30 protein-coding genes are annotated in these 26320 nt (G+C 70.5%); 11 read left to right on the top strand and 19 right to left on the bottom strand.

Annotation, left to right across the window (positions count from 1 at the left end):
* Positions 1-8: 8 nt before the first annotated feature.
* The 3 genes from OG223_RS09995 to OG223_RS10005 all read right to left on the bottom strand — a co-directional run bounded on the left by OG223_RS09995 (position 9) and on the right by OG223_RS10005 (position 3192).
* The gene (locus OG223_RS09995; RefSeq protein ID WP_329245397.1) at positions 9-857 is read right to left on the bottom strand and encodes a patatin-like phospholipase family protein; all 849 of its coding nucleotides are present in this window, start codon (positions 855-857) and stop codon (positions 9-11) included.
* A gap of 171 nt (positions 858-1028) precedes the next feature.
* Positions 1029-2198 carry an elongation factor Tu gene (gene tuf / locus OG223_RS10000; protein ID WP_329245400.1) on the bottom strand — a complete coding sequence of 390 codons (1170 nt, stop codon included), beginning with the start codon at positions 2196-2198 and terminating at the stop codon, positions 1029-1031.
* Between the two features lie 271 nt (positions 2199-2469).
* Positions 2470-3192 carry a DNA alkylation repair protein gene (locus OG223_RS10005; protein WP_329245403.1) on the bottom strand — a complete coding sequence of 241 codons (723 nt, stop codon included), beginning with the start codon at positions 3190-3192 and terminating at the stop codon, positions 2470-2472.
* Positions 3193-3242: 50 nt separating this feature from the next.
* Here OG223_RS10005 and OG223_RS10010 point away from each other — a divergent pair, with 50 nt between their 5' ends.
* Positions 3243-4064, top strand: a complete 822-nt coding sequence (locus OG223_RS10010; RefSeq protein WP_329245406.1) for a TVP38/TMEM64 family protein — start codon at positions 3243-3245, stop codon at positions 4062-4064.
* A gap of 13 nt (positions 4065-4077) precedes the next feature.
* Here the strand turns inward: OG223_RS10010 and OG223_RS10015 are convergent, their stop codons facing one another.
* Positions 4078-5247 (bottom strand): thiolase family protein, encoded by a 1170-nt coding sequence (locus OG223_RS10015; protein ID WP_329245409.1) that lies wholly within the window; start codon positions 5245-5247, stop codon positions 4078-4080.
* Between the two features lie 116 nt (positions 5248-5363).
* Between OG223_RS10015 and OG223_RS10020 the strand changes: the two genes are divergently transcribed.
* Positions 5364-5834 carry a winged helix-turn-helix transcriptional regulator gene (locus OG223_RS10020; RefSeq protein ID WP_329245412.1) on the top strand — a complete coding sequence of 157 codons (471 nt, stop codon included), beginning with the start codon at positions 5364-5366 and terminating at the stop codon, positions 5832-5834.
* 9 nt (positions 5835-5843) lie between these two features.
* On the opposite strand, the gene OG223_RS10025 is transcribed toward OG223_RS10020, so the two are convergent.
* Genes OG223_RS10025 through OG223_RS10035 form a run of 3 tightly spaced genes read right to left on the bottom strand, consistent with a single transcriptional unit; the run spans position 5844 to position 8700 of the window.
* Complete coding sequence (locus OG223_RS10025) at positions 5844-6584, bottom strand: cupin domain-containing protein (RefSeq protein WP_329245416.1); 741 nt, start codon at positions 6582-6584, stop codon at positions 5844-5846.
* Positions 6578-7516 carry a PmoA family protein gene (locus OG223_RS10030; protein WP_329245418.1) on the bottom strand — a complete coding sequence of 313 codons (939 nt, stop codon included), beginning with the start codon at positions 7514-7516 and terminating at the stop codon, positions 6578-6580. The genes OG223_RS10025 and OG223_RS10030 overlap by 7 nt, the downstream gene beginning before the upstream one ends.
* A complete protein-coding gene (locus OG223_RS10035) occupies positions 7513-8700 on the bottom strand; it encodes a Gfo/Idh/MocA family protein (protein WP_329245422.1) in 1188 nt (395 codons plus the stop codon). Before OG223_RS10035 ends, OG223_RS10030 begins: the two co-directional genes overlap by 4 nt.
* Before the next feature lie 319 nt (positions 8701-9019).
* On the opposite strand from OG223_RS10035, the gene OG223_RS10040 reads away from it, so the two are divergent.
* Complete coding sequence (locus OG223_RS10040; RefSeq protein WP_329245424.1) at positions 9020-9895, top strand: undecaprenyl-diphosphate phosphatase; 876 nt, start codon at positions 9020-9022, stop codon at positions 9893-9895.
* Position 9896: 1 nt separating this feature from the next.
* Here the strand turns inward: OG223_RS10040 and OG223_RS10045 are convergent, their stop codons facing one another.
* Positions 9897-10457: a carboxymuconolactone decarboxylase family protein gene (locus OG223_RS10045; protein WP_329245427.1), complete on the bottom strand. Its 561-nt coding sequence runs from the start codon at positions 10455-10457 to the stop codon at positions 9897-9899.
* Positions 10458-10597: 140 nt separating this feature from the next.
* Here OG223_RS10045 and OG223_RS10050 point away from each other — a divergent pair, with 140 nt between their 5' ends.
* Positions 10598-10888 (top strand): winged helix-turn-helix transcriptional regulator, encoded by a 291-nt coding sequence (locus OG223_RS10050; RefSeq protein ID WP_329265223.1) that lies wholly within the window; start codon positions 10598-10600, stop codon positions 10886-10888.
* 67 nt (positions 10889-10955) lie between these two features.
* Entirely contained in the window at positions 10956-11135 is a 180-nt protein-coding gene (locus OG223_RS10055) for a hypothetical protein (RefSeq protein ID WP_329245429.1), read from the top strand.
* Between the two features lie 81 nt (positions 11136-11216).
* On the opposite strand, the gene OG223_RS10060 is transcribed toward OG223_RS10055, so the two are convergent.
* Positions 11217-11957, bottom strand: a complete 741-nt coding sequence (locus OG223_RS10060) for an SDR family NAD(P)-dependent oxidoreductase (RefSeq protein ID WP_329245431.1) — start codon at positions 11955-11957, stop codon at positions 11217-11219.
* A 90-nt stretch (positions 11958-12047) separates the two neighbouring features.
* Between OG223_RS10060 and OG223_RS10065 the strand changes: the two genes are divergently transcribed.
* Complete coding sequence (locus tag OG223_RS10065) at positions 12048-12551, top strand: nuclear transport factor 2 family protein (RefSeq protein ID WP_329245434.1); 504 nt, start codon at positions 12048-12050, stop codon at positions 12549-12551.
* Positions 12552-12628: 77 nt separating this feature from the next.
* Positions 12629-14203 carry an apolipoprotein N-acyltransferase gene (lnt, locus tag OG223_RS10070; protein WP_329245437.1) on the top strand — a complete coding sequence of 525 codons (1575 nt, stop codon included), beginning with the start codon at positions 12629-12631 and terminating at the stop codon, positions 14201-14203.
* On the opposite strand, the gene OG223_RS10075 is transcribed toward lnt, so the two are convergent.
* Positions 14121-15032 carry a Gfo/Idh/MocA family protein gene (locus tag OG223_RS10075; RefSeq protein ID WP_329245441.1) on the bottom strand — a complete coding sequence of 304 codons (912 nt, stop codon included), beginning with the start codon at positions 15030-15032 and terminating at the stop codon, positions 14121-14123. The two genes, lnt and OG223_RS10075, sit on opposite strands and share 83 nt — an antisense overlap.
* Positions 15033-15138: 106 nt before the next feature.
* Here OG223_RS10075 and OG223_RS10080 point away from each other — a divergent pair, with 106 nt between their 5' ends.
* Both OG223_RS10080 and OG223_RS10085 read left to right on the top strand, forming a co-directional pair.
* Positions 15139-15651 carry a DinB family protein gene (locus OG223_RS10080; protein WP_329245444.1) on the top strand — a complete coding sequence of 171 codons (513 nt, stop codon included), beginning with the start codon at positions 15139-15141 and terminating at the stop codon, positions 15649-15651.
* A gap of 151 nt (positions 15652-15802) precedes the next feature.
* Positions 15803-16291, top strand: coding sequence for a hypothetical protein (locus OG223_RS10085; RefSeq protein ID WP_329245447.1), 489 nt, complete (start codon positions 15803-15805; stop codon positions 16289-16291).
* A gap of 40 nt (positions 16292-16331) precedes the next feature.
* Here OG223_RS10085 and OG223_RS10090 read toward each other — a convergent pair whose 3' ends face one another.
* The 8 genes from OG223_RS10090 to OG223_RS10125 form a co-directional block, all read right to left on the bottom strand.
* Entirely contained in the window at positions 16332-16883 is a 552-nt protein-coding gene (locus OG223_RS10090; RefSeq protein WP_329245450.1) for a hypothetical protein, read from the bottom strand.
* Positions 16884-16986: 103 nt separating this feature from the next.
* Positions 16987-17670, bottom strand: a complete 684-nt coding sequence (gene ung / locus OG223_RS10095) for a uracil-DNA glycosylase (protein WP_329245453.1) — start codon at positions 17668-17670, stop codon at positions 16987-16989.
* 113 nt (positions 17671-17783) lie between these two features.
* A complete protein-coding gene (locus tag OG223_RS10100; protein WP_329245456.1) occupies positions 17784-19361 on the bottom strand; it encodes an ABC transporter substrate-binding protein in 1578 nt (525 codons plus the stop codon).
* A 199-nt stretch (positions 19362-19560) separates the two neighbouring features.
* Entirely contained in the window at positions 19561-20322 is a 762-nt protein-coding gene (locus OG223_RS10105) for an SDR family oxidoreductase (protein ID WP_329245461.1), read from the bottom strand.
* Between the two features lie 32 nt (positions 20323-20354).
* Positions 20355-21116, bottom strand: coding sequence for a 3-oxoacyl-ACP reductase FabG (gene fabG, locus OG223_RS10110; protein ID WP_329245464.1), 762 nt, complete (start codon positions 21114-21116; stop codon positions 20355-20357).
* Between the two features lie 142 nt (positions 21117-21258).
* Entirely contained in the window at positions 21259-21675 is a 417-nt protein-coding gene (locus OG223_RS10115) for a DUF3037 domain-containing protein (protein WP_329245467.1), read from the bottom strand.
* Entirely contained in the window at positions 21672-22424 is a 753-nt protein-coding gene (locus OG223_RS10120; protein ID WP_329245470.1) for a HipA family kinase, read from the bottom strand. Before OG223_RS10120 ends, OG223_RS10115 begins: the two co-directional genes overlap by 4 nt.
* A gap of 118 nt (positions 22425-22542) precedes the next feature.
* Entirely contained in the window at positions 22543-24243 is a 1701-nt protein-coding gene (locus OG223_RS10125) for an MFS transporter (protein WP_329245473.1), read from the bottom strand.
* Positions 24244-24548: 305 nt separating this feature from the next.
* Between OG223_RS10125 and OG223_RS10130 the strand changes: the two genes are divergently transcribed.
* On the top strand, positions 24549-25016 hold the full coding sequence (locus OG223_RS10130) for a Rieske (2Fe-2S) protein (RefSeq protein ID WP_329245476.1): 468 nt from the start codon (positions 24549-24551) through the stop codon (positions 25014-25016).
* Between the two features lie 3 nt (positions 25017-25019).
* Here the strand turns inward: OG223_RS10130 and OG223_RS10135 are convergent, their stop codons facing one another.
* Entirely contained in the window at positions 25020-25661 is a 642-nt protein-coding gene (locus tag OG223_RS10135) for a cysteine hydrolase (protein ID WP_329245479.1), read from the bottom strand.
* A 147-nt stretch (positions 25662-25808) separates the two neighbouring features.
* Between OG223_RS10135 and OG223_RS10140 the strand changes: the two genes are divergently transcribed.
* Complete coding sequence (locus tag OG223_RS10140) at positions 25809-26276, top strand: pyridoxamine 5'-phosphate oxidase family protein (protein ID WP_329245483.1); 468 nt, start codon at positions 25809-25811, stop codon at positions 26274-26276.
* Positions 26277-26320 lie beyond the last annotated feature (44 nt).

Genomic DNA, 26320 nt, shown 5'->3' on the forward strand with positions numbered 1-26320 from the left:
GGGTGGGTTCACCCCGGCAGGCCGGACCCCCAGACCTCCCCCACCTCCGCCACATGCGCCGACGCCTGTTCCCGCCCCGCCCGCGCCGCGGCCGCCCGTATCGACGGGTCGAGCAGATTGCGGCCGAAGGCCTGTTTCGCTTCCGGGGAGGGTGAGACGACGACCGCGCGGGCGCCCTGCTCCGTGAGGCGCCGGGCCTGGGTCGCCGCCGATACCAGGGGGCCGCCCCCGAGGGTCATCGGAGCGAGGACGACGACCTGGTCGTAGCCCTCGGCGAGCTGCGCGTTGGCCGGTGAGTGGATGCCGCCGTCGATCCACCGGCGGTCCTCGATGGTGACCGGGGGCCACACCCCGGGGACCGCGCAGCTCGCGGCGACGGCGTCGCCCAGGGACACCCCGCTGTCCTTGTCGAAGACCCGCAGTTCACCGGTGACCGTGTCGACGGCGGTGAGGCGCAACGCGCGCTCGGGCCACTCCGGTGACACGAGCCGCGTCTCGATCGCCGCGCGCCGGGCCGCCGCGGGGGGTGTCCTGGCGGCGAGTGCCATCCGGCCGATCTTCCGCCCGTACGCCTCGGGAGTCCGGGCGGACACGGTCGCCCACACGAAGCGGAGCATCAGGCTCTTGCCGAGTCGGGCGGCGATCTCGCCCTCGGGTGCGGCGAGTTGACGCTCGTAGACCTCCTTGAGCGTGCTCGCCCGCATCTGGGCCCCGACGGCCGAACCCGCCGATGTGCCGATCACGACATCGGCGTCGGAGAGATCGACGCCGGCCTCACCCAACCCGTACAGCACCCCCGCCATCCAGCCGATCCCACTGCTGCCCCCGCCACCCAGCACAAGTGCCTTGCCCGCCATGGTGCTCCCACCTTTCCCGCGCCCTCGCCACAACTGCCGCCGCGATCAAGTCTTGCGCACGGCACTGACAATCGCGGATACGCGTACGCGCCCCCGGCTTCGGACAGCCGAGATCGCGCGCCCGGACACGGAAAAGGTGCCCGCCCCCGAAGGGACGGGCACCCACCCCGCTCAGCCGACCTCCGTCACCGTCCCGGCCCCGACCGTCCGGCCGCCCTCGCGGATCGCGAAGCCGAGCCCCGGCTCCAGCGGGACCTCACGGCCCAGCTCGACCGACATCGTGACGGTGTCGCCGGGGCGCGCGACCGCCGTCTCGCCGAGGTCGATGTCACCGACCACATCCGCGGTACGGATGTAGAACTGCGGCCGGTAACCGGTCGACACCGCCGTCGTACGGCCGCCCTCGCGGGCCGACAGGACGTACACCTGCGCCGAGAAGCGGCGGCTGGGTACGACGCTGCCGGGCGCCGCGACGATGTGCCCGCGACGGACCGCGTCGCGTGGGACACCGCGCAGCAACAGCGCCACGCTGTCGCCGGCCTGCGCCTCCGCCATGGGCTTGCCGAAGGTCTCCAGGCCGGTGACCACCGTGTCGACGGCGGCCCCGAGCACTTCGATCCGGTCGCCCACCCGGACCGTGCCGCGCTCGATCGCACCGGTGACGACGGTCCCGCGCCCGGTGATCGTGAGCACGTTCTCGACCGGCAACAGGAACGGCGCGTCGAGATACCGCTCGGGCATGGGCACATACGTGTCCACGGCGTCGAGCAGCGCGTCGATCGACGCCTCCCAACGGGGGTCCCCCTCAAGGGCCTTGAGGCCGGACACCCGTACGACGGGCACGGAGTCGCCGCCGTAGCCGTTCACGGTGAGCAGTTCGCGGACCTCCAGCTCGACCAGGTCGGTGAGCTCGTCATCGCCCGCGTCGGCCTTGTTGAGCGCGACCACGATGTGGTCGACGCCCACCTGCCGGGCGAGCAGCACGTGTTCGGCGGTCTGCGGCATGATCCCGTCGAGCGCGGAGACGACGAGGATCGCCCCGTCGAGCTGCGCGGCCCCGGTGACCATGTTCTTGACGTAGTCGGCGTGGCCCGGCATGTCCACGTGCGCGTAGTGCCGGGTGTCCGTCTCGTACTCGACGTGCGCGATGTTGATGGTGATGCCGCGCGCGGCCTCCTCCGGCGCCCGGTCGATCCGGTCGAACGGTACGAAGGTGGACGCGCCGCGCTCGGCAAGGACCTTGGTGATGGCGGCGGTCAGGGTGGTCTTACCGTGGTCGACGTGACCCATGGTGCCGATGTTCAGATGCGGTTTCGTGCGGACGTATGCCGTTTTGGACATGGCGGTACCTCGAAGCCTCTCCAGAGGTGAAAAGCCCAGTGGTGAAAAACGGGACCCCGAGGACTCGCCGACCCTCCCCCTGCGGGGTCCGCCGGACGATCCGGAGAGGGTCAGCTTCGGGCGCCGTCGACTGCGGCGACGAGTGTGGGAACGGCAGCCTTCGGGGCATCCGCGACCGCGGATGCTGCGAGGTGGAAGGCGTACCGGAACATGAGGCCGATCATTGCCGACGCTTTGCCCTGCGTCGAACGATTTATCAGTACGTGGGACGTCAGGCGCCGATGTTCTTCAACGCCTCGCGCACCGACAGCGGCGCGAACCGCCCCTTCTCCCGGGCCAGGAAGCCCCGTACCGCCTCCGGGTCCGTCCAGGCGTACTCCCGCAGGCACCAGCCGATGGCCTTGCGGATGAAGAAATCGGGGTGTCCGGACTGGCGCAGGCAGTACGCGAAGAGGCGTTCGGTGTCGGTGCGCTCCTTGTAGCGCAGTTGGTGGAGCAGGGCCGTACGGGCCACCCACAGGTCGTCGTCCGCGATCCACGCGTCCATGTCGGCCGTCAGCTTCGGATCGGCGGAGACCAGGCCTCCCACTACGTGGGAGGCGAGTGCGTCGACGGTGTCCCACCAGGGGACCGTCGAGACGAGATGGCGCGCGACCGGCAGGAAGCCGGACGTGCAGTGCCTCACATGGCGGCGCAGGTAGTCCACCGCGAAGTACTGGTACTCCCGCTCCGGCAGTTCCCAGCAGCGCAGGGCGATCGCGGTGCAGTCGGCCTCGTCGGGGCGGGGTGTGCCCTCCAGGACCGTGCGGGACAAAGCCCTGCGTACGGGGGTGGTGAGGCCCAGGAAGGGCGCCACGTCCTTCATGTACGCCCGCATGGGCACGGCCCGCTCCGGGTCGGCCGCGGCGCCGTACGTGGCGGTGAGCCGCTCCAGCACGGTGTCCGCGAGAACGCTGCCCGGCACCCGCGCGGTGCCCGCACCTGTGACGCTCATGAGACGAACCATACGGCGATCACATACACAGGTCGGTTAGTGTCGCCGACATGCTCGCCGATGCCGCCACCGCCTCTGGGGGCACCCGAACGGCCACTCCCCAGGCCACTGCGCAGATCACTGGCGCGGAGCTCGCCGCAGTCGTGGCCGTCCCCGCGGCTGTGCCCGTCGGGGCTCTGCCGCCCGTCGTCCCGACCGGCTTCACCGCGCGCTGCACGAGAGCCCTGCTCTCACCGTGGTCGCGGCTGTCGCTGCTGCTCGTCCTGCTCGCCGGGGCGGCGTCGACCGTGCTGCTCTTCCACCCGCAGAGACTCCTCTCCGACGGCTGGCCGCCCCAACTCGGCGGCGCCATGGCCGCGTTGGTGTTCGCGGCGGCGTACGGCCTGTGCAGCGTGGCGTTCGTGCCGCGCCCTCTGCTGAACCTCGCGGCAGGCGCGCTGTTCGGCTCCCAACTGGGCACCGCCTCGGCGCTCGCGGGCACGGTGCTCGGCGCCGCGATCTCCTTCGGCCTGGGACGGGTGCTGGGCCAGGACGCCCTGCGCCCGCTGCTGCGGGGCCGGTGGCTGAAGGCGGCGGACGGCCAGCTCAGCAGGCACGGCTTCCGTTCGATGATGGCGGCACGGCTCTTCCCGGGCCTGCCGTTCTGGGGCGTGAACTACTGCGCCGCAGTCTCCCGTATGCGCTGGATGCCGTTCCTGCTCGCGACGGCGCTCGGTTCGCTCCCGAACACCGCTGCGTACGTCGTCGCCGGGGCCCGCGCCTCCAGCCCCACGTCGCCGGCCTTCCTGATCGCGATGGCCTGCATCGCCCTGCCGGCCCTGGGCGGCGCGGTGGTGGCCTGGCGCAAGCGCCACCACCTGCGGGGCGTCTGAACGACCGGGCGCGTCAGACGGCTTCGAGGATCATCGCGTTGGCGAGGCCGCCCGCCTCGCACATCGTCTGCAGCCCGTAGCGCGCCCCGCGGTCCCGCATCGCGTGCACCAGTGTGGTCGTCAACCGGGTCCCGCTCGCCCCGAGCGGATGGCCGATCGCGATGGCCCCGCCGTGCACGTTCACCTTGGCGAGATCCGCGCCCGTCTCCTGCTGCCAGGCCAGAACGACACTGGAGAACGCCTCGTTGACCTCGAACAGGTCGATGTCGTCGAGGGTGAGCGAGGCCCTGCGCAGCACCTTCTCGGTGGCCGGGATGACGCCGGTGAGCATGAGCAGCGGGTCGGAGCCGGTCACGGCGAAGCTGTGCAGCCGAGCCAGCGGGCGCAGGCCGAGACGGGCCGCCGTATCGCTGGACGTGATCAGGACGGCGGAGGCTCCGTCGTTGATCGGGCTGGAGTTGCCGGCGGTGATGTTCCACTCGATCTGCGGGAAGCGCTCGGCGTACGTCGGGTCGTAGAAGGCGGGCTTGAGGCCGCCCAGGATCTCGGGCGTGCTGCCGGGCCGTACGCACTCGTCGCGCGAGGCGCCCGCCAGGGGTGCCACCTGGGCGTCGAAGAGTCCCGCGTCCCAGGCGGTGGCCGCCTTCTGGTGCGAGGAGACCGCGAAGGCGTCCAACTGGTCGCGTGTCATCGACCACTTGGCGGCGATGAGTTCGGCGCTGATGCCCTGCGGGACGAGGCCCTCCGGGTAGCGTCCGGCGACTCCGGGGCCGAAGGGATCCGTGCCGGGCAGCACGCTCGACCCCATCGGCACGCGCCCCATGGACTCCACTCCACAGGCCACGACCAGGTCGTACGCCCCGGAGATCACGCCCTGCGCCGCGAAATGAACAGCCTGCTGGGACGAACCGCACTGCCGGTCCACGGTGGTCGCGGGCACCGACTCCGGGAAGCCCGCCGACAGCACGGCCTGCCGGGTGATGTTGACGGCCTGCTCACCGACCTGGGTGACCGTGCCGCCGATGACGTCGTCGATGACCGCCGGGTCGATCCCGGTGCGCTCGACGAGAGTGCGCAGGGTGTGCGAGAGGAGTTCCACGGGGTGGACCTGAGCGAGGGAGCCGTTCGGCTTGCCCTTGCCCACGGGGGTGCGTACGGCTTCGACGATCACTGCGTCACGCATGATGCGGGCCTCCAGGATGGCCACAAAGAACGACCAGAACTACCAGTGAGTAGGAAATCCAAACTCACCTTAACCCTGTCAGTTGGAAAAGCAAACCCTCCTCTAAAGTAGGTCCTATGGCCGCCCTCAAAGACCCGCGCCCCTGCTCGATCGCCGACGCCCTCGCGCTCGTCGGCGAGAAGTACTCCCTGCTCGTCCTGCGGGAGGTGTGCCTCGGCAATCGCCGCTTCGACCAACTGGTCCGCAACATCGGCGCCCCGCGCGACGTCCTGGCCACCCGGCTGCGCCGTCTCGTCGACGCCGGGATCCTGACCCGGCGGACCTACAGCGAGCACCCGCAACGCTTCGAGTACCGGCCCACGGAGGCAGGGCTCGAACTGGAGCCGGTCCTGATGACCCTCATGGCGTGGGGCGACCGTCATCTCCGAAAAGATGACGACCGCCCCATGGTGATCGAGCACATCTGCGGCAACGAACTGGTCCCCGCCGTCACCTGCACCGCCTGCGGCAACCCGGTCCGCCACGAGGACCTGACGGCTCACCCGCAGACACCCGGTTGGACGGTGACGGGCCCGGCAGCGGCCTGAGATCCGGACCTACGCCCCCTTGTAGACGTCCAACCGCCCGCACATCCCGAACTTCCCGTACGCCGAAGGCTGTTCGGCCCGTACGGCGGCGTCGGCGAGGTGCGAGAAGTCGCCCCGGTCCAGCCGGTCGAGCTGCGCCCCCGTGGCCGCGGCGGCGGCCCGCGCGCCCCGCTCCCAGCGCTCGCGCCACTCCGCGAGCCGGGGTCGTACCAGCGCGGCGGCGGCCCGGTGGAACGCGGCCAGCGCTTCCGGACCCTCGGCGGAGCGCAGCGCCTCGTAGCCCTCCAGGGCGAGGTCGCGCCGGGCCCGGGCGACCCGTTCCTGTTCGGTCTCGGGCGCGTCGGCCGGGATCACGGTGGCGGCGGCGTACGTCTCCGGGTCGGTGAGGTACCGCGGGGGCAGCGTGAGCACCGCGTCGCCCGCCTCGGGCAGCCCGCTGTTCTGCATGAGGACGGTGATGCGCAGGTCACCCTCGTTGACGAGGCGGTGAATGGTGCCCGGCGTGAACCAGGCGACCGTTCCGGCCGCGAGCGGTGTCACCTCGTACCCGGACGCCGTGAGCGTCTGCACCGCACCGCGCCCGCCGGTGACGACGTACCCCTCCGAACAGGTCAGGTGCATATGGGGAGTTCCGCCGCACACCCCGCCGTCGACCTCGGCCGGCCAGTCGTAGACGGACAGATGCGAGACGGCGACCCCGCCCGGCAGCCCGGAGAGGCCTTCCGTGGTCACCGGGGAGGTGTTCACCACGGCCGCGCCTCCAGGTACTTGGTGATCTCCTCCCGCTCCCACGCCCCGTCGGCGACGACGACCCGGTAGCGCCGGGTGAGCGTGTCGCCGGGTTCGAGCACCAGCTCGTCGTAGAAGGCGAAGGAGGGGGCGATCCCGGCGAACGGCTCGTTGCGTACGAACCAGTGGGCGGGGTGGGTCCCCTGGGCGCCGGCCTGGTCGTTCTCGGGGGCGTGCGCGAAGACGACGGTCGCGTGGCCGTCGGTGCCGTCGTGCTCGCCGGAGACGGCGAGCCACGAGCCCTGGGAGCCCATCAGTTCGGGGCCCTCGCCGTCGGGGCCGATGATCCGGCCGTCGCGGAAGGCGCGCGGGCCGCGCCAGAAGAGGCCCGTGTAGCCGGCCGCCTCGCGCCCGTGGGTGGTCGGGCTGCCGAACAGCAGGGGCTCGTCACGGCGGTTCGTCACGGCGCTCGTCCAGGTCAGCGCCCACGAACCCGACTCCGTGTCGACGTCGTGCACCTCGATCCGGCGCTGCTCGTCGGCCCAGAGCTCACCGCTGTACGGGTGCCAGGTCAGCCGTTCGGCGATGACGAGACGCTCCTCACCCGAGTCGATGTGAGTGTCGATCTCGTCGAAGGCGACGTGGGCCATCGACCCGACCCGCTCCGGGAGTTCGAGATACCCCTCGCCGTGAACGTATGTGTTGCCGCCCCACAGGTTCTGGCCCGACAGATGCGAGGCGGTGAACTGCAGGCCCTTGTGCCAGCGGTGGTCGTTGGGCCGGTAGTCCGTGACGACGTCACCGGCCAGCGTCCTGATCGGGTGGAGGTACGGCTTCGGCGCCTCCCAGGCGGCCTCGGGCCGGTACACATAGCTGAACAGCTCGACGCCGGTGACCGGTTCGGTCACCGTGATGCGGTCGTCGTGGGCATGGACGATACGCAGGCCGGTCACGCCGGCACCTCCTCGCGCGCCACGGGCGCCCAGCCGGGGGCGCCACCGTGCAGCGCCGTGTAATAGGGGTCTCCGGGGCCGATGTCGCCGGCCCGCACGGTCGTGTCCGTGAACGCCGACTTGTAGAGCGCGGTGATCAGTTCGAGGCTGGTGCGCCCGTCCGTGCCGCTGCTGCGCGGCCGTTCGCCGGCCCGCATGCTCACGACGAGTTCACGCAACTGCTCCACGTGCGAACTGGGCACGTCCGGCCCGAAGTCCTGCCAGACGGCGGCCTCGTCACCCGGCACATCGGGGGCGGGCGTGATCCGCCAGTTGTCGTTGCTGTGCCCGTACAGATGGGTGAGTTCGACGGTCGCGCGCTCGCAGTCGATGCGGATACGGCTGACCTCGTCGGGGCTCAGCACGCTGTTCACGACGGTCGCCAGCGCGCCGTTCTCGAAGCGGACCAGGGCGGTCGAGACGTCCTCGGTCTCCACGTCGTGGACCAGCCGCCCGGCCATGGCCTTCACCTCGCTCCACGGCCCGAGCAGATCGAGCAGCAGGTCCATCTGGTGGATGCCGTGTCCCATGGCGGGACCGCCGCCCTCGGTCTCCCAGCGACCGCGCCAGGGCACGGCGTAGTAAGCGGTGTCGCGGTACCAGGTGGTCTGGCAGTGCGCCACGAGCGGCCGCCCCATGGCCCGCTCGGCGAGCAGCTTGCGCACATGCCGGGACCCCGAGCCGAACCGGTGCTGGAAGACGATCGAGGCGTACGGCCCGCCGGCCATCCCCTTTGCCGGGCCTTCCTCGTCCTCCACGGCGTCGAAGTCGGCCAGCGTCGGCACCGGCGGCTTCTCGCACCACACCCAGGCACCGGCCCGCAGCGCGGCGACGGTCTGCGCGCGGTGCAGGGTGGGCGGGGTGCAGATGGTGACGAGGTCGGGCCGCTGCTCCCGGAGCATCTGCTCCAGATCGGTGTAGGCGTGCGGGATTCCGGACTCGGCGCAGAAGGACTCGACCGACTTGGCATCGATGTCAACGGCGGCGACGACCTCGGTCTCGCCCTCCTCGGCGAGCCGGGCGAGCGCCGGGAAATGGGAACCGCGGCCGATGGCACCGGCGCCGACCACGGCGGCCCTGATGCGTCGGCCGCTGAGCGGCGGCAAGGGCTGGAACGCCCCGGGGTGGGTGGCGGGTGTGGACATGGGCGTGATCAGCACTCCTCCGGAGACAGCGAGCGCGTCCAGCAAGCGCTTTCCTCCGCTGCAACGTATGTGCCGCCCCCGCAGCTGGTCAACACCGCAAACCCGGAGTCCCGGGACCACCCGTGAAACCCCTGTGTCCGGAGTCGCCCGACCGCCACGAAACCTCCGCATCCGGGGTCGCACGACCGCCGTGAAACCCCTGTGTCGGGCCTGTCACACCGGGACGCTACGCTGCCCCTCACACACACTCGTTCACCGCGCGCGGCGTTTTGGTGTGTCCTTTGCCCCTCCTCGATCAGCACTTGGACGCCGTAACTCCATGTCTTGGTTTGAATCCCTCATCCTCGGACTCGTCCAGGGGCTGACCGAGTTCCTCCCCGTCTCCTCCAGCGCGCATCTGCGGCTGACGGCGGCCTTCTCGGGCTGGGAGGACCCGGGCGCGGCCTTCACCGCGATCACACAGCTCGGCACGGAAGCGGCGGTGCTGATCTATTTCCGCCAGGATGTCGGGCGGATTCTCGCCGCGTGGTTCCGGTCGCTCACGAACAAGGAGATGCGGCGCGATCACGACGCCCAGATGGGCTGGCTGGTGATCGTCGGCTCCATCCCGATCGGCGTGCTCGGCGTGACGCTCAAGGACCAGATCGAGGGGCCGTTCCGCGATCTGCGGATCACCGCCACGATGCTGATCGTGGTGGGCATCGTCATCGGCGTCGCCGACCGGCTCGCGGCCCGCGACGAGTCGGGCGGCAAGCACCGGGCGCCCAAGCAGCGCAAGACACTTGAGAACCTGAACGCCAAGGACGGCCTGCTGTACGGCCTTTGCCAGGCGATGGCGCTGGTCCCCGGCGTCTCCCGCTCGGGCGCGACCATCAGCGGCGGCCTGTTCATGGGCTACACCCGTGAGGCGGCGGCCCGTTACTCCTTCCTCCTCGCCATGCCGGCCGTACTGGCCTCGGGCGCCTTCGAGTTGAAGGACGCGGCGGAGGAAGGGCATGTCGCGTGGGGGCCGACGATGTTCGCGACGGTGATCGCGTTCGTGGTCGGCTATGCCGTAATTGCGTGGTTCATGAAATTTATCTCCCACAAGAGCTTCATGCCGTTCGTCTGGTACCGCATCGCGCTCGGCATCGTCATCATCGCGCTGGTGACGGCGGGCGAACTCAGCCCGCACGCGGCGGAGTCGGCGAACTGACCTACCGCTCGGGCAGGTCGAGCGCCCACGTCTCGGGCTCGATCCCGACACCATTGGCGACGTAGGCGATGGTGCGGTACCACCCGGCCAGCACAAGGAATTCGATCGCTTCGGGTTCGTCGAGATGCTCCCGCAGGCCGGACCAGGCAGCGTCACTCAGGTGTGCGTCGGCGTGGAGTTCGTCGACGGCTCGGAGCAGCGCGGACTGCCGGGGCGACCAGACCGGGTCGTCCGGGGCGCCGGTCGCGGTCAAGGTGACCTGCCGCGGGGTGAGTTGCGCGATCTCGGCGTACACCGCCATGTGGACGCCCCACTCGTAGGCGCAGCCGGCGCGGGCACAGACACGGGCGATGACGAGTTCGCGGTCGGCGGCGCCCAGGCGGCCGTGGACGAGGAGCCCGGCGCCCAACGCCCGCATCCGTGAGGCGAGTTCGGGGTGGCGTTCGAGGACCTTGAAGAGCGTCAGGGGTTCGCGGGTCACGCCGGGCGGCATCCAGCGGCGCAGGGCGCGATCGGTGTCGGGGGCGTAGGGCGGGGTGACTCCTTCGATGCGCTGCTTCATGTTCACGGACTCTTGCGCTTCTGAAATCGAAGCGCAAGGGTGAGCCAGGAGATCGCCATGAACCAGGCGAGGAGGCCCTGTTGGAACCGACCCCCGCCCCCGGTCGCCCGGTACGCGGATCGACCACCGGCCGCCCCGTCATGGCCGCGCTCGACCTCCTCGGCCGGCGCTGGACACTCCGCGTGATCTGGGAACTCCACCGGCGCGCCACTCCGATCGGCTTCCGCGACCTGCAACGCCGCTGCGACGACATGTCCTCCAGCGTCCTCTCCACCCGCCTCACAGAGCTGCGCGAGGCGGACATCGCGACGCAGACACCCGACGGGGCATGGCAGTTGACCCCGCTGGGCGAGGACCTGGTGACGGCGATGGGGCCGTTGCTGGACTGGTCGCGGGTGTGGGCCGAGCGGACGGTTCCACCGCGCCCGTGACCAACCCCATACGGTCTGAGTAGCCGTCCGGTAGCGCAGTGTCAGTCCTTGCCCCTAGGCTGTGAGCATGTCCCCCGATTCCGTAACCCCTGGTTCCGTGCGGTCTGCTTCCGAGGTGAACGAGCAGATCCGGGCCCTCTGGCTGCGTGCGGGCGGCTCGCTCTCCACCCAGGAGCGCGAGGAATACGAGACGTTGGTGGTCGAGTGGGCCGCCGCGATCCGCGACGAGGTCATCGCCGCCGCCTGAAGCCGCCTGAGGGCCGCCTGAATCTCCTTGCACGCACGGGCAGTTGGGGCAGTCTGGGGCAGGGCGCCCGGAGCCCACGGCTCATCGCCCGCCCGACACCCGCATCACCGTCCCCGTCGCATACGACGCCTCCGGCGACATCAGCCACGCGATCGCGGCGGCGATCTCCTCCGGTTGGCCCGGGCGACGCAGCGGAATCGACGCCGCCGGCCGCCGGGGCCGGTCCGGGTCGCCCGTTCTCGCGTGGATCTCGGTGTCGATGACGCCCGGCGCGACCGCGTTGACGCGGATGCCGTCGGGGCCGAGTTCCTGGGCGAGGCCCAGGGTGAGGGTGTCGACGGCGGCCTTCGTCGCGGCGTAGTGGACATGGTCGCCGGGGCTGCCGAGGGCGGCGGCGGACGACGAGACGTTCACGATCACGCCGTTTCCCCGTGCCGCCATCACCTGTGCGGCGCGGCGCGAACACAGCAGTGTGCCAAGGAGGTTGACCTCGACGACCCGGCGCAGGTCGGCGGGGTCGGCGTCGGCGAGGCGGCCGAACGGTCCGGTCACCCCGGCGTTGTTCACCAGCCCGGTGACCGGCCCGAGTTGCCGCTCCGCCGCCGCGAAGAGCCGCTCGACGTCCGCCTCGACCGACGTGTCGCCCTGCACGCACACCGAACGGGCCCCGGTCCGCCGTACCGCCTCCGCGACGTCCTCGGCCGCCCGCGCGTCCCCGAGGTACCCCACCACCACGTCGTGCCCGTCCGCCGCGAGCCGCAGGCAGGTCGCGGCGCCGATACCCCGGCTGCCCCCGGTGACGACCGTGACAAGGCGTTTCATGAGCACTCCCCACAACGAAGAACCGAATGTTCCCCACCTTGTCCCCGCGTCCCCCTTGGCGCGACACCCTCCGTAGCCAACACTGAGCCGATGACGCAGCGTGTGGAACTGGCGATTGTGATGGACCGGCTGGCCGTGGACGAACTGATCACCGAATACGCGGTGGCGGTGGACGACGGCGACTGGGAGGCGTACCGGAAACTGTTCGCACCGGACGGGCGTGCCGACTACCGGTCCGCCGGAGGAATCGAGGGCAACGCGGAACAGATCGCCGAGTGGCTGGCGGAGAGCATGGAGCTGTTCCCGATGCGGCAGCATCTGATCGTCAACCGGCGCATCCGCTTCGGAGCCCTGGACCAGCACACCGACGACACCGCGCGCGTCCAGGCCGACTACGTCAATCCGATGCGCTTCGCCAAGGAAGACGCCGAGGGAGACGACAGCGACGGTTCCACCGCTCCGGACTTCGTGTGCGGCGGGCGGTACACGTTCGGGCTGCTGCGGACGGACGACGGCTGGCGGCTGACCGAGGTCGTCGTGGCGGAGAAGTGGCGGCGCCTTCCCGAGCGGCGTCCGGCAGCCGTGGTCAACTGATACGACCGGTTCGGCGTCCGCCGTCCCGGATCGACCGCGGCACGCACACCGGAGCCACCAGCGGGTAGGGGGTCCACATGAGGAACTTCGGCGACTGGCTCGTCTCCCCCTGGCGGCGTTCCCTGCTCGCCGCGCTCGCGGGCACCCTGCCCGTCCTCGCGTTCCCCGCGCCGTCCTGGTGGTGGTTCGCCTACGTCGCGCTCGTCCCCTGGATCCTGCTGACCCGCTCGGCACCGACCGGGCGACGGGCGGTCTACGACGGCTGGTGCGGCGGGCTCGGGTTCATGCTGGCCGTGCACAGTTGGCTGGTGCCGAGCCTGAGCGTGTTCATCGTGGTCATCGCCGGGCTGCTGGGCGCGCTGTGGGCGCCGTGGGGCTGGCTGGTACGCCGCTTCCTCGGCGGTGTGCCGTCGCCCGCGCGGGGTGGGGCCGCGCTCCTCGTGCTGCCCTCGGGCTGGCTGATGGTCGAACTCGTCCGGTCCTGGCAGGGGTTGGGCGGCCCCTGGGGTCTGCTCGGCTCCACCCAGTGGCAGGTGGAACCGGCCCTGCGGCTCGCCTCCGTCGGCGGGGTGTGGCTGCTGAGCTTCCTGGTGGTGGCCGTGAATGTCGCGGTCGCCGTGCTCGTCGCCGTGCGCGCGGTCCGGGTACCCGCCGTGGCCGGGCTGCTCGTCACCGCCGCCGTGACCTCGGCGGCCTGGGTGTGGTCGCCGCGCCCCGACGTCGACGGCCGCGTCCGCATCGCCGTCGTACAGCCGGGTGTCATCGCCGGCGACGAGAGCGGCGAGCGGCGCTTCGACCGCGAGGAGCAGCTCACCCGCCAACTCGCCGGTCAGGACGTCGACTTGATCGCCTGGGGCGAGAGCAGTGTCAGCTTCGACCTCACCAAGCGCCCCGACCTCGCGCGCCGTATCGCGGCGCTCTCCAAGGAGACCGGCGCCGACATCCTGGTCAACGTGGACGCCGAGCGCTCCGACAAGCCCGGCATCTACAAGAGCTCGATCCTGGTCGGCCCGGAGGGTCTCACCGGCGACCGCTACGACAAGATGCGGCTCGTCCCGTTCGGCGAGTACATCCCGTTCCGCTCGCTGCTCGGCTGGGCCACCTCCGTCGGCAAGGCGGCGGGCGTGGACCGCAGGCACGGCACCGAGCAGGTGGTGATGAACGTGGGGCACGGGCTGCGCGTCGGCCCCCTGGTCTGCTTCGAGACCGCGTTCCCCGACATGAGCCGCCATCTCGCGCAGGACGGCGCGGACGTACTCCTCGCGCAGTCGTCGACCTCGTCGTTCCAGAAGAGCTGGGCCCCCGAACAGCACGCCACCCTCGCCGCCCTGCGCGCCGCCGAGACCGGCCGCCCGATGGTCCACGCCACCCTGACCGGCGTCTCCGCCGTCTACGGCCCGGGCGGACAGCGCATCGGCTCCTGGCTGGGCACGGACAAGAGCACCACCCAGGTCTACGACGTCCCGCTCGCGCACGGCATCACCCCGTACGTCCGCTACGGCGCCTGGCCGGTGGGCCTGGCGCTGCTGGTGCTCGCGGCGATGTGCTTCGGGGAGAGTGCCGTGGCGATCAGGCTGCGGCGGGCCGGTCCGCGACCGCTCGTACCACCCGCTCGCACAGTTCATGAGTCGCCAGCGCGTCCCGGGCGCTGAGCACCTTTCCGGCGCGTACGGCGTCCAGGAACGTGAGCACGGCCTGCTCGATGCCCCGCTGCCGGGCCACCGGCACCCAGTCCCCCCGGCGCCGTATCGTCGGCTGGCCCTTGTGGTCGACGACCTCGGCGAGGTTGAGGATCTGACGCTTGGTGTCCTGGCCTGAGACCTCCAGGATCTCCTCGACCGAGCCGCTGAGCCGGTTCATCACGCCGAGCGCGGTGAAGCCGTCCCCGGCGAGCTGGAGCACGAGGTGGTGCAGCAGTCCGTCCTGGACGCGGGCGCGCACGGTGACGTCCTCGACCGGGCCCGGCACCAGGAACCGCAGGGTGTCCACGATGTGGATGAAGTCGTCCAGGATCATCGCGCGCGGCTTCTCGGGGAGCCCGATCCGGTTCTTCTGCATGAGGATCAGCTCGCGCGGGTGGTCGGCGCACTGCGCGTACGCGGGGGCGTGGCGGCGGTTGAAGCCGACCGCGAGGGACACGTTCCGCTCTTCCGCGAGGCGCACCAGCCGCTCGGAGTCGGCGAGTTCGTAGGCGAGGGGCTTGTCGACGTAGGTCGGTACGCCCGTCTCCAGGAGCCTGGTGACGATCTCCGGGTGCACGCTCGTGGGGGCGTGCACGAAGGCGGCGTCGAGGTCCTGCGCGAGGAGTGCGTCGAGGTCCGTGTGCCGCCGGTCCGTCGGAACGTGGAGGCCGTCGGCGACCCGGGCGAGGGTGGCGGGCGTGCGGGTCTGCAGGTGCAGTTCGACCCCGGGCAGGCTGCCGAGAACCGGCAGGTAGGCCTTCTGCGCGATGTCACCGAGTCCGATGCAGCCGACCTTCACGGAGTCTCCCTAGCGCTCGCCGAGCGGTACCGCCTGTACCTCCTCGGAAGCATACGGCGGGGAATAACCGCTGGTGCGGGCGGTGGGAGCAGGCGAGGATGCGGGCATGACGATCGAGCGCAGTGAACCCGCGACCACCGCCGACGAACGCACCATGCTGGAGGGCTGGCTGAAGTACCACCGGGACACCCTCGCCTGGAAGTGCGAGGGCCTGACCGACGAACAGTTGAGGACCGCTTCCGTGGAGCCGTCCGCCCTGTCGCTCCTTGGCCTGGTGCGGCACATGGCGGAGGTGGAGCGGGGCTGGTTCCGCTTCGTCATGGCGGAAGAGCGGGTGGATCCGATCTATTACACCGACGCGGACCCGGACGGCGAGTTCCATCTCACCGAGGCGGACACCTGGGCCGAGGCGTACGCCACCTGGCAGGGGGAGATCGAGGCGGCGAAGGCCAACGCGGCCCGGTTCGCCCTGGACGACCTCTCCGTGGGCAAACACCGGCGCACCGGCGAGCGCTTCAACCTGCGCTGGATCTACACCCACATGATCGAGGAGTACGCCCGGCACAACGGCCACGCCGACCTGCTCCGCGAGCGGATCGACGGGAACACCGGTGACTGACGCCGGCGACTGACGTCACGTCACCCGTCAGCCGTCAGCCGTCACCCGGAGCGGGCGCGCACCGTCCGTAAGGGGGCGGAGATCACCCGTGTGGGGCATCATCCGCCCGTCCGCTGTACCGAACGGGGCCTGAACCAGCAGAGTTGCGCGGGTGCATCGAACGACGACCACCGCAACGCTCCTGGTCACCGTGGCTGTCTCGGCCCTCTCCGGCTGTGTGACGGTCCAACGGCCGGCGGCCCCCGCTCCCCCGGCCGTACCGTCCCAAGCGTCGGTGCCGCGCCCGGACGGGAGCGCGGAGCCGCAGGTCGTACAGGCCCCGGCGCGGGAGGCGCTGGAACTGATCAACCCGTCCCACCGCTCGAAACCGGCCACGCATCCGCCGCACCACGCACCGGCCCCGCCGGCGGCCCAGGCACCGGTACCGGTCCCCCGCTCACACCAGCACCCCCATCCGTATCCCCACCCCCATCCGCACCCGAAGCCGCACCACCCCCGGCAGCCGGGCGCCGACATTCCCGACGTGGTCAAGTCGGTCCCCAAGAACACGTCGGACGTCTGTGCCCTGGGCAGGAAGTACGGCGGCTGGCAGTCGGACAGCCCGCAGTCGATCATCTGCGGTAAGACGTACGGCCGTTGAGGCCGGCGGGGCCGGTCACCGGGACCAGGTCGGCCGGACGCTAGGGCCGCTGTCTCGGCGGCCCCCAACTCTCGTTCTCGCCCCCGTCACCCAGCCGCAGTTCCAGTCGGCCGATCGCTGCTCGCACTCCGTTGCCGTAGCCGTCGTCGGCCAGGACCGCGCAGGCGCCGCGTGCCCGGTGGAGGTGGGTGCGGGCGGCGTCCGGGCGGCCGAGCTTCACATAGTCGGCCGCGAGGTTCAGGTGCAGGGAGGGGTAGAAGGCGCGCACCGCGATCGCCCCCTCCCGACCGGAGTCCCCCGTGTCCCCGGAGTCCCCGAGGCCTTCGGAATTCCGCCCGTCCGTCAGCTCGTCCGCCGCCGACAACGCCCGGAGATCCCAGGCGAGTTCGTCGGTCGGGTCGTCCTGGGTGTCGGCCAGGTAGTGGGCCAGTGTGCAGCGGTGCAGCGGGTCGCCGTCCTCCCCGAGCTCCGCCCACAGGCCCAGCAGCCGGTCCCGGGCCTCCTCGCGGTCGCCGCCGTGGTGCAGCATGACGATCTGTCCGATCCGCGTCAGCAGAGCGTCCGGTGCCGCCTGCTCCTGTCGCTCCGTCACAGCGTCCTCCACACCTTGTCAGCCACCGTTGGCCGTCCCCCTCGACGCTAACGGGCCCCACTGACAATCCCCGTCAGGCGGCCCCGGACCGGCCCGGCCGAGGTCAGCCCAGGTTCGGGATGCGCCAGTCGATCGCGGTGTGGCCCTGCTTCGCGACGGCCTCGTCGATCTGGGTGAACGGACGGGAGCCGAAGAACTTCTTGGCCGACAGCGGCGAGGGGTGCGCGCCCTTGACCACCACGTGGCGCTCCTCGTCGATCAGGGGGAGCTTCTTCTGCGCGTAGTTGCCCCACAGGACGAAGACCGCCGGGTCGGGGCGGTCGGCCACCGCGCGGATGACCGCGTCCGTGAACTTCTCCCAGCCCTTGCCCTTGTGGGAGTTGGCCTCGCCGGAGCGGACCGTGAGCACCGCGTTGAGCAGCAGGACGCCCTGCTGGGCCCACGGCATCAGATAGCCGTTGTCCGGGACCGGGAGGTCCAGCTCCTCCTTCATCTCCTTGTAGATGTTCCGGAGGGAGGGCGGGGTCTTCACCCCGGGGCGGACCGAGAAGCACAGGCCGTGGCCCTGGCCCTCGCCGTGGTACGGGTCCTGACCGAGGATCAGCACCTTCACCTGGTCGTACGGCGTCGCCTCCAGGGCGGCGAAGACCTCCTCGCGCGGCGGGAAGACCGGTCCCTTCGCCCGCTCCTCCTCGACGAACTCGGTCAGCTCCTTGAAGTAGGGCTGCTGAAGCTCGTCGCCCAGGACCCCGCGCCAGGACTCGGGGAGCATGGAGATGTCGGTCACGTCAACTTCCTTACCGTGTGCGGCGACTGCGATGCGGAGCGACCGCGGAGCGCGGTCTCTTCCATGTCCCAGAACCTACAGGCGACCACTGACAACGGCTGCCGCGAGCCGCCTCACCAACTGGTCTTGCGGTACAGCTTCCACATCATCATGATCGTCGACGGGTCGAGGGCCTGTTCCCCGCCGGAGACGTCGTCGCTCGCGGCCACGTACTGCCGGCCCTGCCACAGCGGCAGCAGCCGGGCGTCGTCCACCAGGATCTGCTGGGCGTCCTCGAACTCCTTGACCACTTCGGCCCGGTCGCTCTCCCGGCGGGACTCGGGCAGCAGTACGTCGGTGATCCTGGTCGACAAGTAGGGCGTACCGAGCGCGTTCTGCTGCCCCACGAACGGCGCGATGAAGTTCTCGGCGTCGGGGAAGTCCGGGAACCAGCCGCGCCCGAACACCGGGTACTCGCCCTTCTGGTAGCCCGTCACATAGGTCTTCCAGGGGCGGCTCCTCAGGGTGATCGTGAAGAGCCCCGAGCCGTCCAACTGCCGCTTGAGTTCCCGGAATTCGAGGGCGGTCTCGGAGCCGTAGCGGTCGCTCGTGTACCAGAGGGTGAGGGGGACGGGCTCGGTGATGCCCGCGTCGGTGAGGAGCTTGCGTGCCTTGGGGACGCTGGGGTCGCCGAAGTCGTCGAAGAACGTGGTGGTGTGGCCGGTGAGGCCCTTCGGGACCATCGAGTAGAGCGGGTCCACGGTGTCGCGGTAGATCTTGTGGGTGATCGCCCCTCGGTCGACGAGCTGGGCGACGGCCTTGCGGACGGCGAGGTTCCCGGCCCACTTGTCCTTGGGGTTGAACACCAGGTAGTTGATGTCGGTGCCGGAACCGTCGACCAGTTGCAGGCTCTTGGAGGCGCGGCCCTGGAGGGCGATGATGTCGTCGGCGGCGAGGCCCCGGTAGGTGACGTCGATCTTCCCGTCCCGCAGCGCCTTCACCATGGTGCCTGAGTCCTGGAAGTAGCGGATCGTCACCGCGTCGTTCGCGCGGTCGGCGAAGCCCTTGTAGCGGTCGTTGCGGACCAGTTGGGCCCGCTTCCCGTCGTCGTACGACTTCAGGGTGTACGGCCCGGAGCCGAAGACCTTGCCGTCCTTGCGCAGCGAGTGCGCGGGGTAGTCGTCGGGGTCGACGATCGACATGGCCGGGGTGGCGAGGACGAACGGGAAGGTGGCGTCGGGCTTGTTGAGGTGGAAGACGACCTCGCGGGCGCCGGTCACCTGCACCCGGTCGAGGCTGCCCAGCAGGCCCGCCGGGCCGCTCGACACGTTGATCTGCCGGATCCGGTCGATGGAGTGCTTGACGGCCTGCGCGTCGAGGGTGTCGCCGTCGGCGAACTTCATGCCCGTGCGGAGTTCGCAGCGGTACGTCGTGTTCGAACCGTCCGTGAAACGGCAGCTCTTGGCCGCGTCCGGCTCGGGCGCGGTCGCGCCGGAGGGATAGGCGAGCAGCGTCTGGTAGATGTTGCGGAACAGCTCCCAGGAGCCGTCCCAGGAGGCGGCCGGATCGAGTGTGCTGGGGGCGCTGGTGGTCCCGACGACGATGGCTCCCCGGTCGTCGGAATTCCCGTCCGAGAACACACCGCATCCGGCCACCAGGGATATCGAGGCGATCGCCGCGCCTGCCCGCAGGCCTCGGTTCCGGTTGAACACACGCACGCTCCTCGATCCGCCGTACCAAGGGTCGGCAGACCGTACCGCAGTTCCCCGGCCGGAAAAGCTGGTTCGGACGAGGCTGTTGAGCAGCGATTTTATGACGACGTTGTCATTCGGCTGTGCGCGTTTTATGTCCTGACACGGGCGCCGATTCCGTCAAGGGAACAGCAAAGAGATCGGCGCCCGGGCGGATCGGTCAGCCCACTCCGGCGTTCAGGAGGATGCCTCCGTCGACGACGAGGGTCTGGCCGGTGATCCAGTCGGACTGGTCCGAGGTCAGGAAGGCGGCGGCGCCGCCGATGTCGGACGGCACGCCGAGCCGGGCCATCGGGTAGGAGGCGGCGGCCTCCGCCTCGCGGCCCTCGTACAGGGCGGCGGCGAACTTGGTCTTCACGACCGCCGGGGCGATCGAGTTGACCCGTACGCCGGGCGCGAACTCGTGCGCCAACTGGAGCGTCAGGTTGATCATCGCGGCCTTGCTGACGCCGTACGCGCCGATGAACGGCGAGGCGGAGACCCCCGCGAGGGAGGCGATGTTGACGATGGCGCCGCCGTTGTCCTTCTGCCAGGCGTGCCAGGTCTTCTGGGCGAAGCCGAGCGCCGAGATGACGTTGGTCTCGAAGACCTTGCGGGCGACGTTGAGGTCGAGGTCGGCGATCGGGCCGAACACCGGGTTCGTACCGGCGTTGTTGACCAGGAAGTCGATCCGGCCGAAGGCCTCCATCGTGCGCTCGACGACGACGGCCTGGTGGGCCTCGTCGTGGGCCTTGCCGGCGACGCCGATGACGCGCTCGGCGCCGAGCGTCTCGACGGCCTCCTTGAGGGCGTCCTCGCTGCGGCCGGTGATGCAGACCCGGTCGCCGCGGGCGAGCAGCGCCTCGGCGACGCCGTAGCCGATGCCGCGGCTGGCGCCGGTGATGACGGCGACCTTGCCGGAGAGTTCAGGCAGTTCAGTCATTGTTTTCCTGCGTTCCCGTGTTCCCGTGTTCCCTAGTTGAGCGGTCCGCCGGCGACGTACAGCACCTGGCCGGAGACGAAACCGGCCGCCTCGTTCGTGAAGAAGGCGACGGCGTTGGCGATGTCGTCGGGCTCGCCGACGCGCTGCACCGGGATCTGGGTGGCGGCCGCGGCCTTGAAGTCGTCGAAGCCCATGCCGACGCGGGCGGCGGTCGCGGCGGTCATGTCGGTGGCGATGAAGCCGGGGGCGACGGCGTTGGCCGTGACGCCGAACTTGCCGAGCTCGATGGCGAGGGTCTTGGTGAAGCCCTGCAGACCGGCCTTGGCGGCGGAGTAGTTGGCCTGGCCGCGGTTGCCGAGGGCGGAGGACGAGGAGAGGTTGACGATCCGGCCGAAGCCCGCGTCGACCATGTGCTTCTGGACGGCCTTGGTCATCAGGAACGAGCCGCGCAGGTGCACGCCGAGGACGGTGTCCCAGTCGGCGACGCTCATCTTGAAGAGCAGGTTGTCGCGGAGCACGCCCGCGTTGTTGACGAGAATCGTCGGCGCGCCGAGCTCGGCGACGATCCGCGTGATCGCGGCCTCGACCTGCGCCTCGTCGGAGACGTCGGCGCCGACCGCGAGGGCCTTGCCGCCGGCCGCGGTGATCTTCTCCACGGTGTCCTTGCAGGCGGCCTCGTCGAGGTCGATCACGGCGACCGCACGGCCCTCGGCCGCGAGGCGTACGGCGGTGGCGGCGCCGATGCCCCGCGCCCCGCCGGTGACAATCGCGACCCGCTGCTCAGTGGTGGACATTCCTGGTTCTCCTCGCCCTTGAGAGACTCTCGGCCCTTGAAACCGCGGCCCGCCGGTGAGCGACCGCTTAGTACCTTCGCCAGACGTGACGCTAGAAGCCCTGGCACTCGGTGTCAACGTGCGCGCCGCCGGGTGTGATCCATTACCTCACCAGCAGGTCCAGCAGGCGCTCCGCCTCGGCCGCGGGATCGACGGTGAGACCGGTGTGCACGGGCCCCGGCTGCACCACCGTGGACCGCGGCGCGATCAGCCACCGGAACCGCCGCCCGGCATCGTCCCGCGCCGCCTGACCTGCCGCCTCACCGCCCGCACACACACCTTCCACGGCGCCCAGCGCGGCCCGGATCCCGGCCACGTCGGCGTCCGGGTCGAGCGCGAGCAGCCTCGCCTCGTCCAGATGGGTGCGGGCGCCGACGTAGGACTGGGCGCGGCAGTAGACGAGCACCCCCGCGTTGATCTGCTCGCCGCGCTCGACGCGGGGGACGACGCGCAGGAGGGCGTACTCGAAGACGTCCCGTTCGTTGGCCTCGCTGGGCCGGATGATGTGGCGCTCGGTCACTGGTCCCTCTTGATGCGGTCGTGGATGACGGCGGCGCGGGCGAGGAGGGGCGCCGCGTAGGCCCGGCGGAGGTCGTCGGGGGTGTCGAAGCCGGGTTCGCCGGTCAGCCAGGCGTCGGGGATCTCGGCGGTGACCTCGGCGAGGAGTCCCTCGGTGACGCGCGGCGCCAGGTCCCCGGCGGCGGTCGCGAGGTCGGGGCCGAAGCGGGCGAGGGCGTGGTCGGCGGCGTCGTAGGGGCGGGCCGCGGAGGTCTGGGCGCCGGGCCAGTTGTGGTGCCAGATCATGGTGGCGCCGTGGTCGATGAGCCACAGATCGCCGTGCCACATCAGCAGGTTGGGGTTGCGCCAGGAGCGGTCCACGTTGTTGACCAGCGCGTCGAACCAGACGATCCGGCCGGCCTCCTCGGGGCTCACCGTGAACGCGAGCGGGTCGAAGCCGAGCGCGCCGGACAGGAAGTCCATGCCGAGGTTGCCGCCGCCGCTGGACTTCAGCAACTCCTGGACCTGCTGGTCGGGTTCGCCCAGGCCGAGCACGGGGTCGAGGTCGAGGGTCACCAGCCGGGGCACCCTGAAGCCCAGCCGACGGGCCAACTCCCCCACCACCACCTCGGCGACGAGCGTCTTGCGGCCCTGCCCCGCGCCGCTGAACTTCATGACGTACGTCCCGAGGTCGTCCCCCTCGACGAGCCCCGGCAGCGAACCGCCCTCCCGCAGGGGTGTGATGTAGCGGGTCGCGATGACTTCCTTCATGAAGCGAGCATAGTAATCGAGCGTGATCACCGGCCGCGGGTGAGTCCGATGCTCCGTGACGGGAGTGCGGCGAGGGCGAGCCCGCCGCACTCCCGTCACAAGAGCTGCCCGACCGCGCCTAGCCGGCGGCGAGCGCGGCCAACTCCCGGTCCACGGCGTCCTGGTGGGCCCGGGCGTCCTCGCGGGCCTTCTTCGGGCTCCAGCGGCCGGCCATCACGAACACGAAGGGCAGGAAGAGGACCTGCCCGCCCACACAGATCCACCACCAGGTACGCCACTCCCCGGGACCGTCCTTGACGGCCTTCTGCACCTTCGGCCCGTACTCGTTGAGCACCTTGAGCTGCGGCTGCGCCTTCTGTACGACGGCCAGGTCGGCGGCGCCGACCTCCTTGACCGCCTGGGCGGCCAGGGCGGGGGGTGTCGTGGTCGGCGTGTACTTGCCCAGTTCGGCGAAGAGTTGGGGATGGGCGCCGACGATGGCCAGGGCCGGGGCGGCCTGCTTCTGCGCCGCCGCGACCTCGGCGCCGTGCTCGACGAGCGGGGTGACGGAGGTGACGAGCACCGGGATGAAGGCCGCCGACACGGCGACCACGATCCGTACCGTCCAGCCCCAGACGGCGAGACCGGCGGCGGTCGCGGCCGGATTGCGCTTCTCCACGGTCTCGGTGAAGCTCGCCATCCAGGGTGCGTAGGCGACCCCGCTGAACACACCGATCGCGACGAACAGCCAGGCGAAGGTGTAGTAGTCGGTCGTCGCGTGGGTGGCCAGCGAGGCGAAGAACGCGGTCGCCACGATGGCGCCGATCGCGCCGACGATCATGAAGGGCTTGCGCACCAGCAGCCGGTCCGAGAGCAGGCCGGCCACGATCAGCGCGAGGGCGTTGGCCGCCCAGTACCAGTTGGCCAGGCCGTTGGTGCGCTGCTCGCTGTAGCCGAAGGTGGTCGAGAAGTAGACGACGAAGTTGCCGACGGCCGCGTAGTAGAGCAGCAGGAAGACGGCGATCGCGAAGGCGGAGCCGAGGATGTCCAGGCGCAGCATCTGCCGCCACTCGCCGCGCCGTACCGCCTCGGTGTCCAGGCCCTTGGCGCGCGCCTCGACCAGGGCCCGGTCGCGCAGGCTGACCATGATCTGGTCGCGCAGCCCGGGCGACAGCTCGCGCAGGGCGAACAGGGTGACGACGAACACGACCAGTCCGGCCGCCCCGGAGTAGCGCAGCTCGTCCTGCCAACTCGCGGAGTCGAGCGTGTTGCTGGTCACCGAGGTGACGACCAGGCTGCCGATGACCGGGCCCATCGTCCAGTAGCCCATCGCGGTCGCGCGGCCGAGCTGCGGTGAGAAGTCCCGTATCAGCGCCGGGGTCGCGACCAGCACGATGCCCTCGACGAAGCTCACGACGGCGAACAGCACCAAGTAGGTCGTCTTGTCACCGGCGTTGGGCAGTCCGAAGAAGACCAGGAGCGCGGCGACGAGCAGTCCGTAGACCACGAGGTTCGCCCGTCCCCAGCGGTCCGCGAGGCCGGCTATGAGGGAGGCGAAGGCGCCGACCGCGTTGCCGACGACCGAGACCCAGACGAAGTAGCGGTAGGTCATGTCGAAGTGCGTGATGATCGACGTCGCCACCGCGTACTGGATGTAGAGCATGTAGTAGAGCACGACGGTCGTGACCACCACGATCGCCAGGTACGACATGCGCCGCCCGGTGGCCGGATACGCCGCCAGGTCGCGGCGGTACAGCCGCCCGATCGAGCCGCGTGCGCCGGCGCCGGACGCGTCGGCACCGGAGCCTCTTGTGTCGAGAGGTGCGGAGGCGGAGGGCATACGACTCCCTTTGGAACAGCCGGGGACGAAGGGGGCGGTGGGAGGTGGGGGCTCCCTCCGTTCCGGCGGAGGCTAGTACCGACTGGTCGGTACGGCTAGATGCGCGACATGACTTCCTTGTGAGTCACCGCGGGTTGCCGGTGCCTGATCAGGCCTTATGCGCGGCCGACAGCGGAACGACAGGGACGTTTTACGTCTTCCTGATCTCGATCAGGCCAAGCTCTCGACACCGTCTGAACGACGGTCACCCGCACGTCGTACCCCTTTGCACACCCACGAATGCTTTCCATGGAAGGAACGTCAGCATGACCAGCGAATCGTTCGAACCCGTTACGGCGCCGTCCCGCCGCACCGCGTTGGCGGCGGTCGGCGCGGCGGGACTCGCCGTCGCGCTGACCGCGTGCTCGTCCAGCGACGACTCGTCGTCGGACACCTCGGGCTCCACCAGCACGGCCGGCTCGACCACCGCCCAGGGTGACGCGGGCGGTACCGAGCTGGCGAAGACCACCGACATCCCCGAGGGCGGCGGCAAGATCTTCGCCAGCCAGGGTGTGGTGGTCACCCAGCCGACGGCGGGCACCTACAAGGCGTTCTCGTCGAAGTGCACCCACCAGGGCTGTGCGGTGAGCAGCATCAGCAACGGCGTCATCGTGTGCCCGTGCCACCAGAGCGAGTTCTCCGTCACGGACGGCAGCGTGAAGAAGGGTCCCGCGACCCAGGCGCTGCCCGCCGAGCAGATCTCCGTCTCCGGGGACTCCATCACGCTGGCCTGACGGTCAGGCTCGGCGTGGTCGTTTGAGACAGCCCAGCACCTCGTCCGTGGTCGCGACCGTAGCGACCAATGCGAGGGTGTTGCGGATCATCGCGGGGGTGTACTCGGCAGGCACCCCCGCGATGGCGTCCCCGGGGACGACGACGGTGTAGCCGCGGTTGACGGCGTCGAACACCGTGTTGGGAATGGCCACGTTGGCCGAGACACCGGTGACGATCAGTGTGCGGCAGCCCAAGTTGCGCAGCAGCGCGTCGACTTCGGTGCCGTGGAGCGGCGACAGACCGTGCAGCCGTCGTACGACGAAGTCCTCCTCGGCGACTTCGATCGGGGGTGCCACGCGTACCGCCGTGGTGCCCGAGAGCTGTTGTACGGGCAGGCGTTCGGCGGCGCGGAAGAGCCGGGCGTTGCGGTTGGCGCCCCGGCCGTCCGGGCGGCGCTCGGCGATCGCGTGGATCACCTGCACTCCGCTCTCGTGGGCGGCGGCGACCAGGCGGGCCACGTTGGCGAGCGCGCCCGACGAGCGTGCCGCTAGGGCGAGTTCGGGCAGTGCGCTGTCCGGGCCGACCACTCCCTGTTGACATTCGACGGTCAGCAGGGCAGTGCTCACCGTGTCGAGGATCTCACTGAGTTGTGCGTGCGACGGCATGGCTCTCCCTTGTCGCCGACGGCCGGGGCGGGCGACAGTAACGAGCATCGCGTGCGTACGGAAGACGGCCGACGCCCATCCGGCCATTTTCCTGACGCCCCGTCAGAAGCGGCTGCCGCCGCTCGCGCCGTAGCCGAAGGGGATCGCATGACCGCCACTCAGCGTCGAGGCCGGAAGATCATGATGACACCCGAGGAACTGGACGAGTTCCTCGCCACCGAGCGCACCTGCCGGGTCGCGACCGCCTCCGCGGACGGGGCCCCGCATGTCAGCCCGCTCTGGTTCGCGTGGGACGGCACCTCGCTGTGGCTGTACTCGATCACGCGCAGCAAGCGCTGGGCCGATCTGCGCCGCGATCCGCGCGTCGCGGTGGTGGTCGACGGCGGGCACGCCTACGACGAGTTGCGGGGCGTCGAGCTGGCCGGGACCGTCGAGTTCGTGGGCGAGGCCCCGCGCACGGGCGAGCCGCATCCCGAACTCGTCGCCGTGGAGAAGCTGTTCGCGCAGAAGAACTTCGGCCTCGACGCGATGCCGTACGACGGCCGGCACGCGTGGGTACGACTGACGCCGGACACGCTGACGTCCTGGGACTTCCGCAAGTTGGCGGCGCTGTAGGGGAGTTGGCTGGGCACATGCCGGCGGCTCTGCGGGCGGGTTGA

This window comes from Streptomyces sp. NBC_01478, assembly GCF_036227225.1.
Taxonomy (GTDB): domain Bacteria; phylum Actinomycetota; class Actinomycetes; order Streptomycetales; family Streptomycetaceae; genus Streptomyces.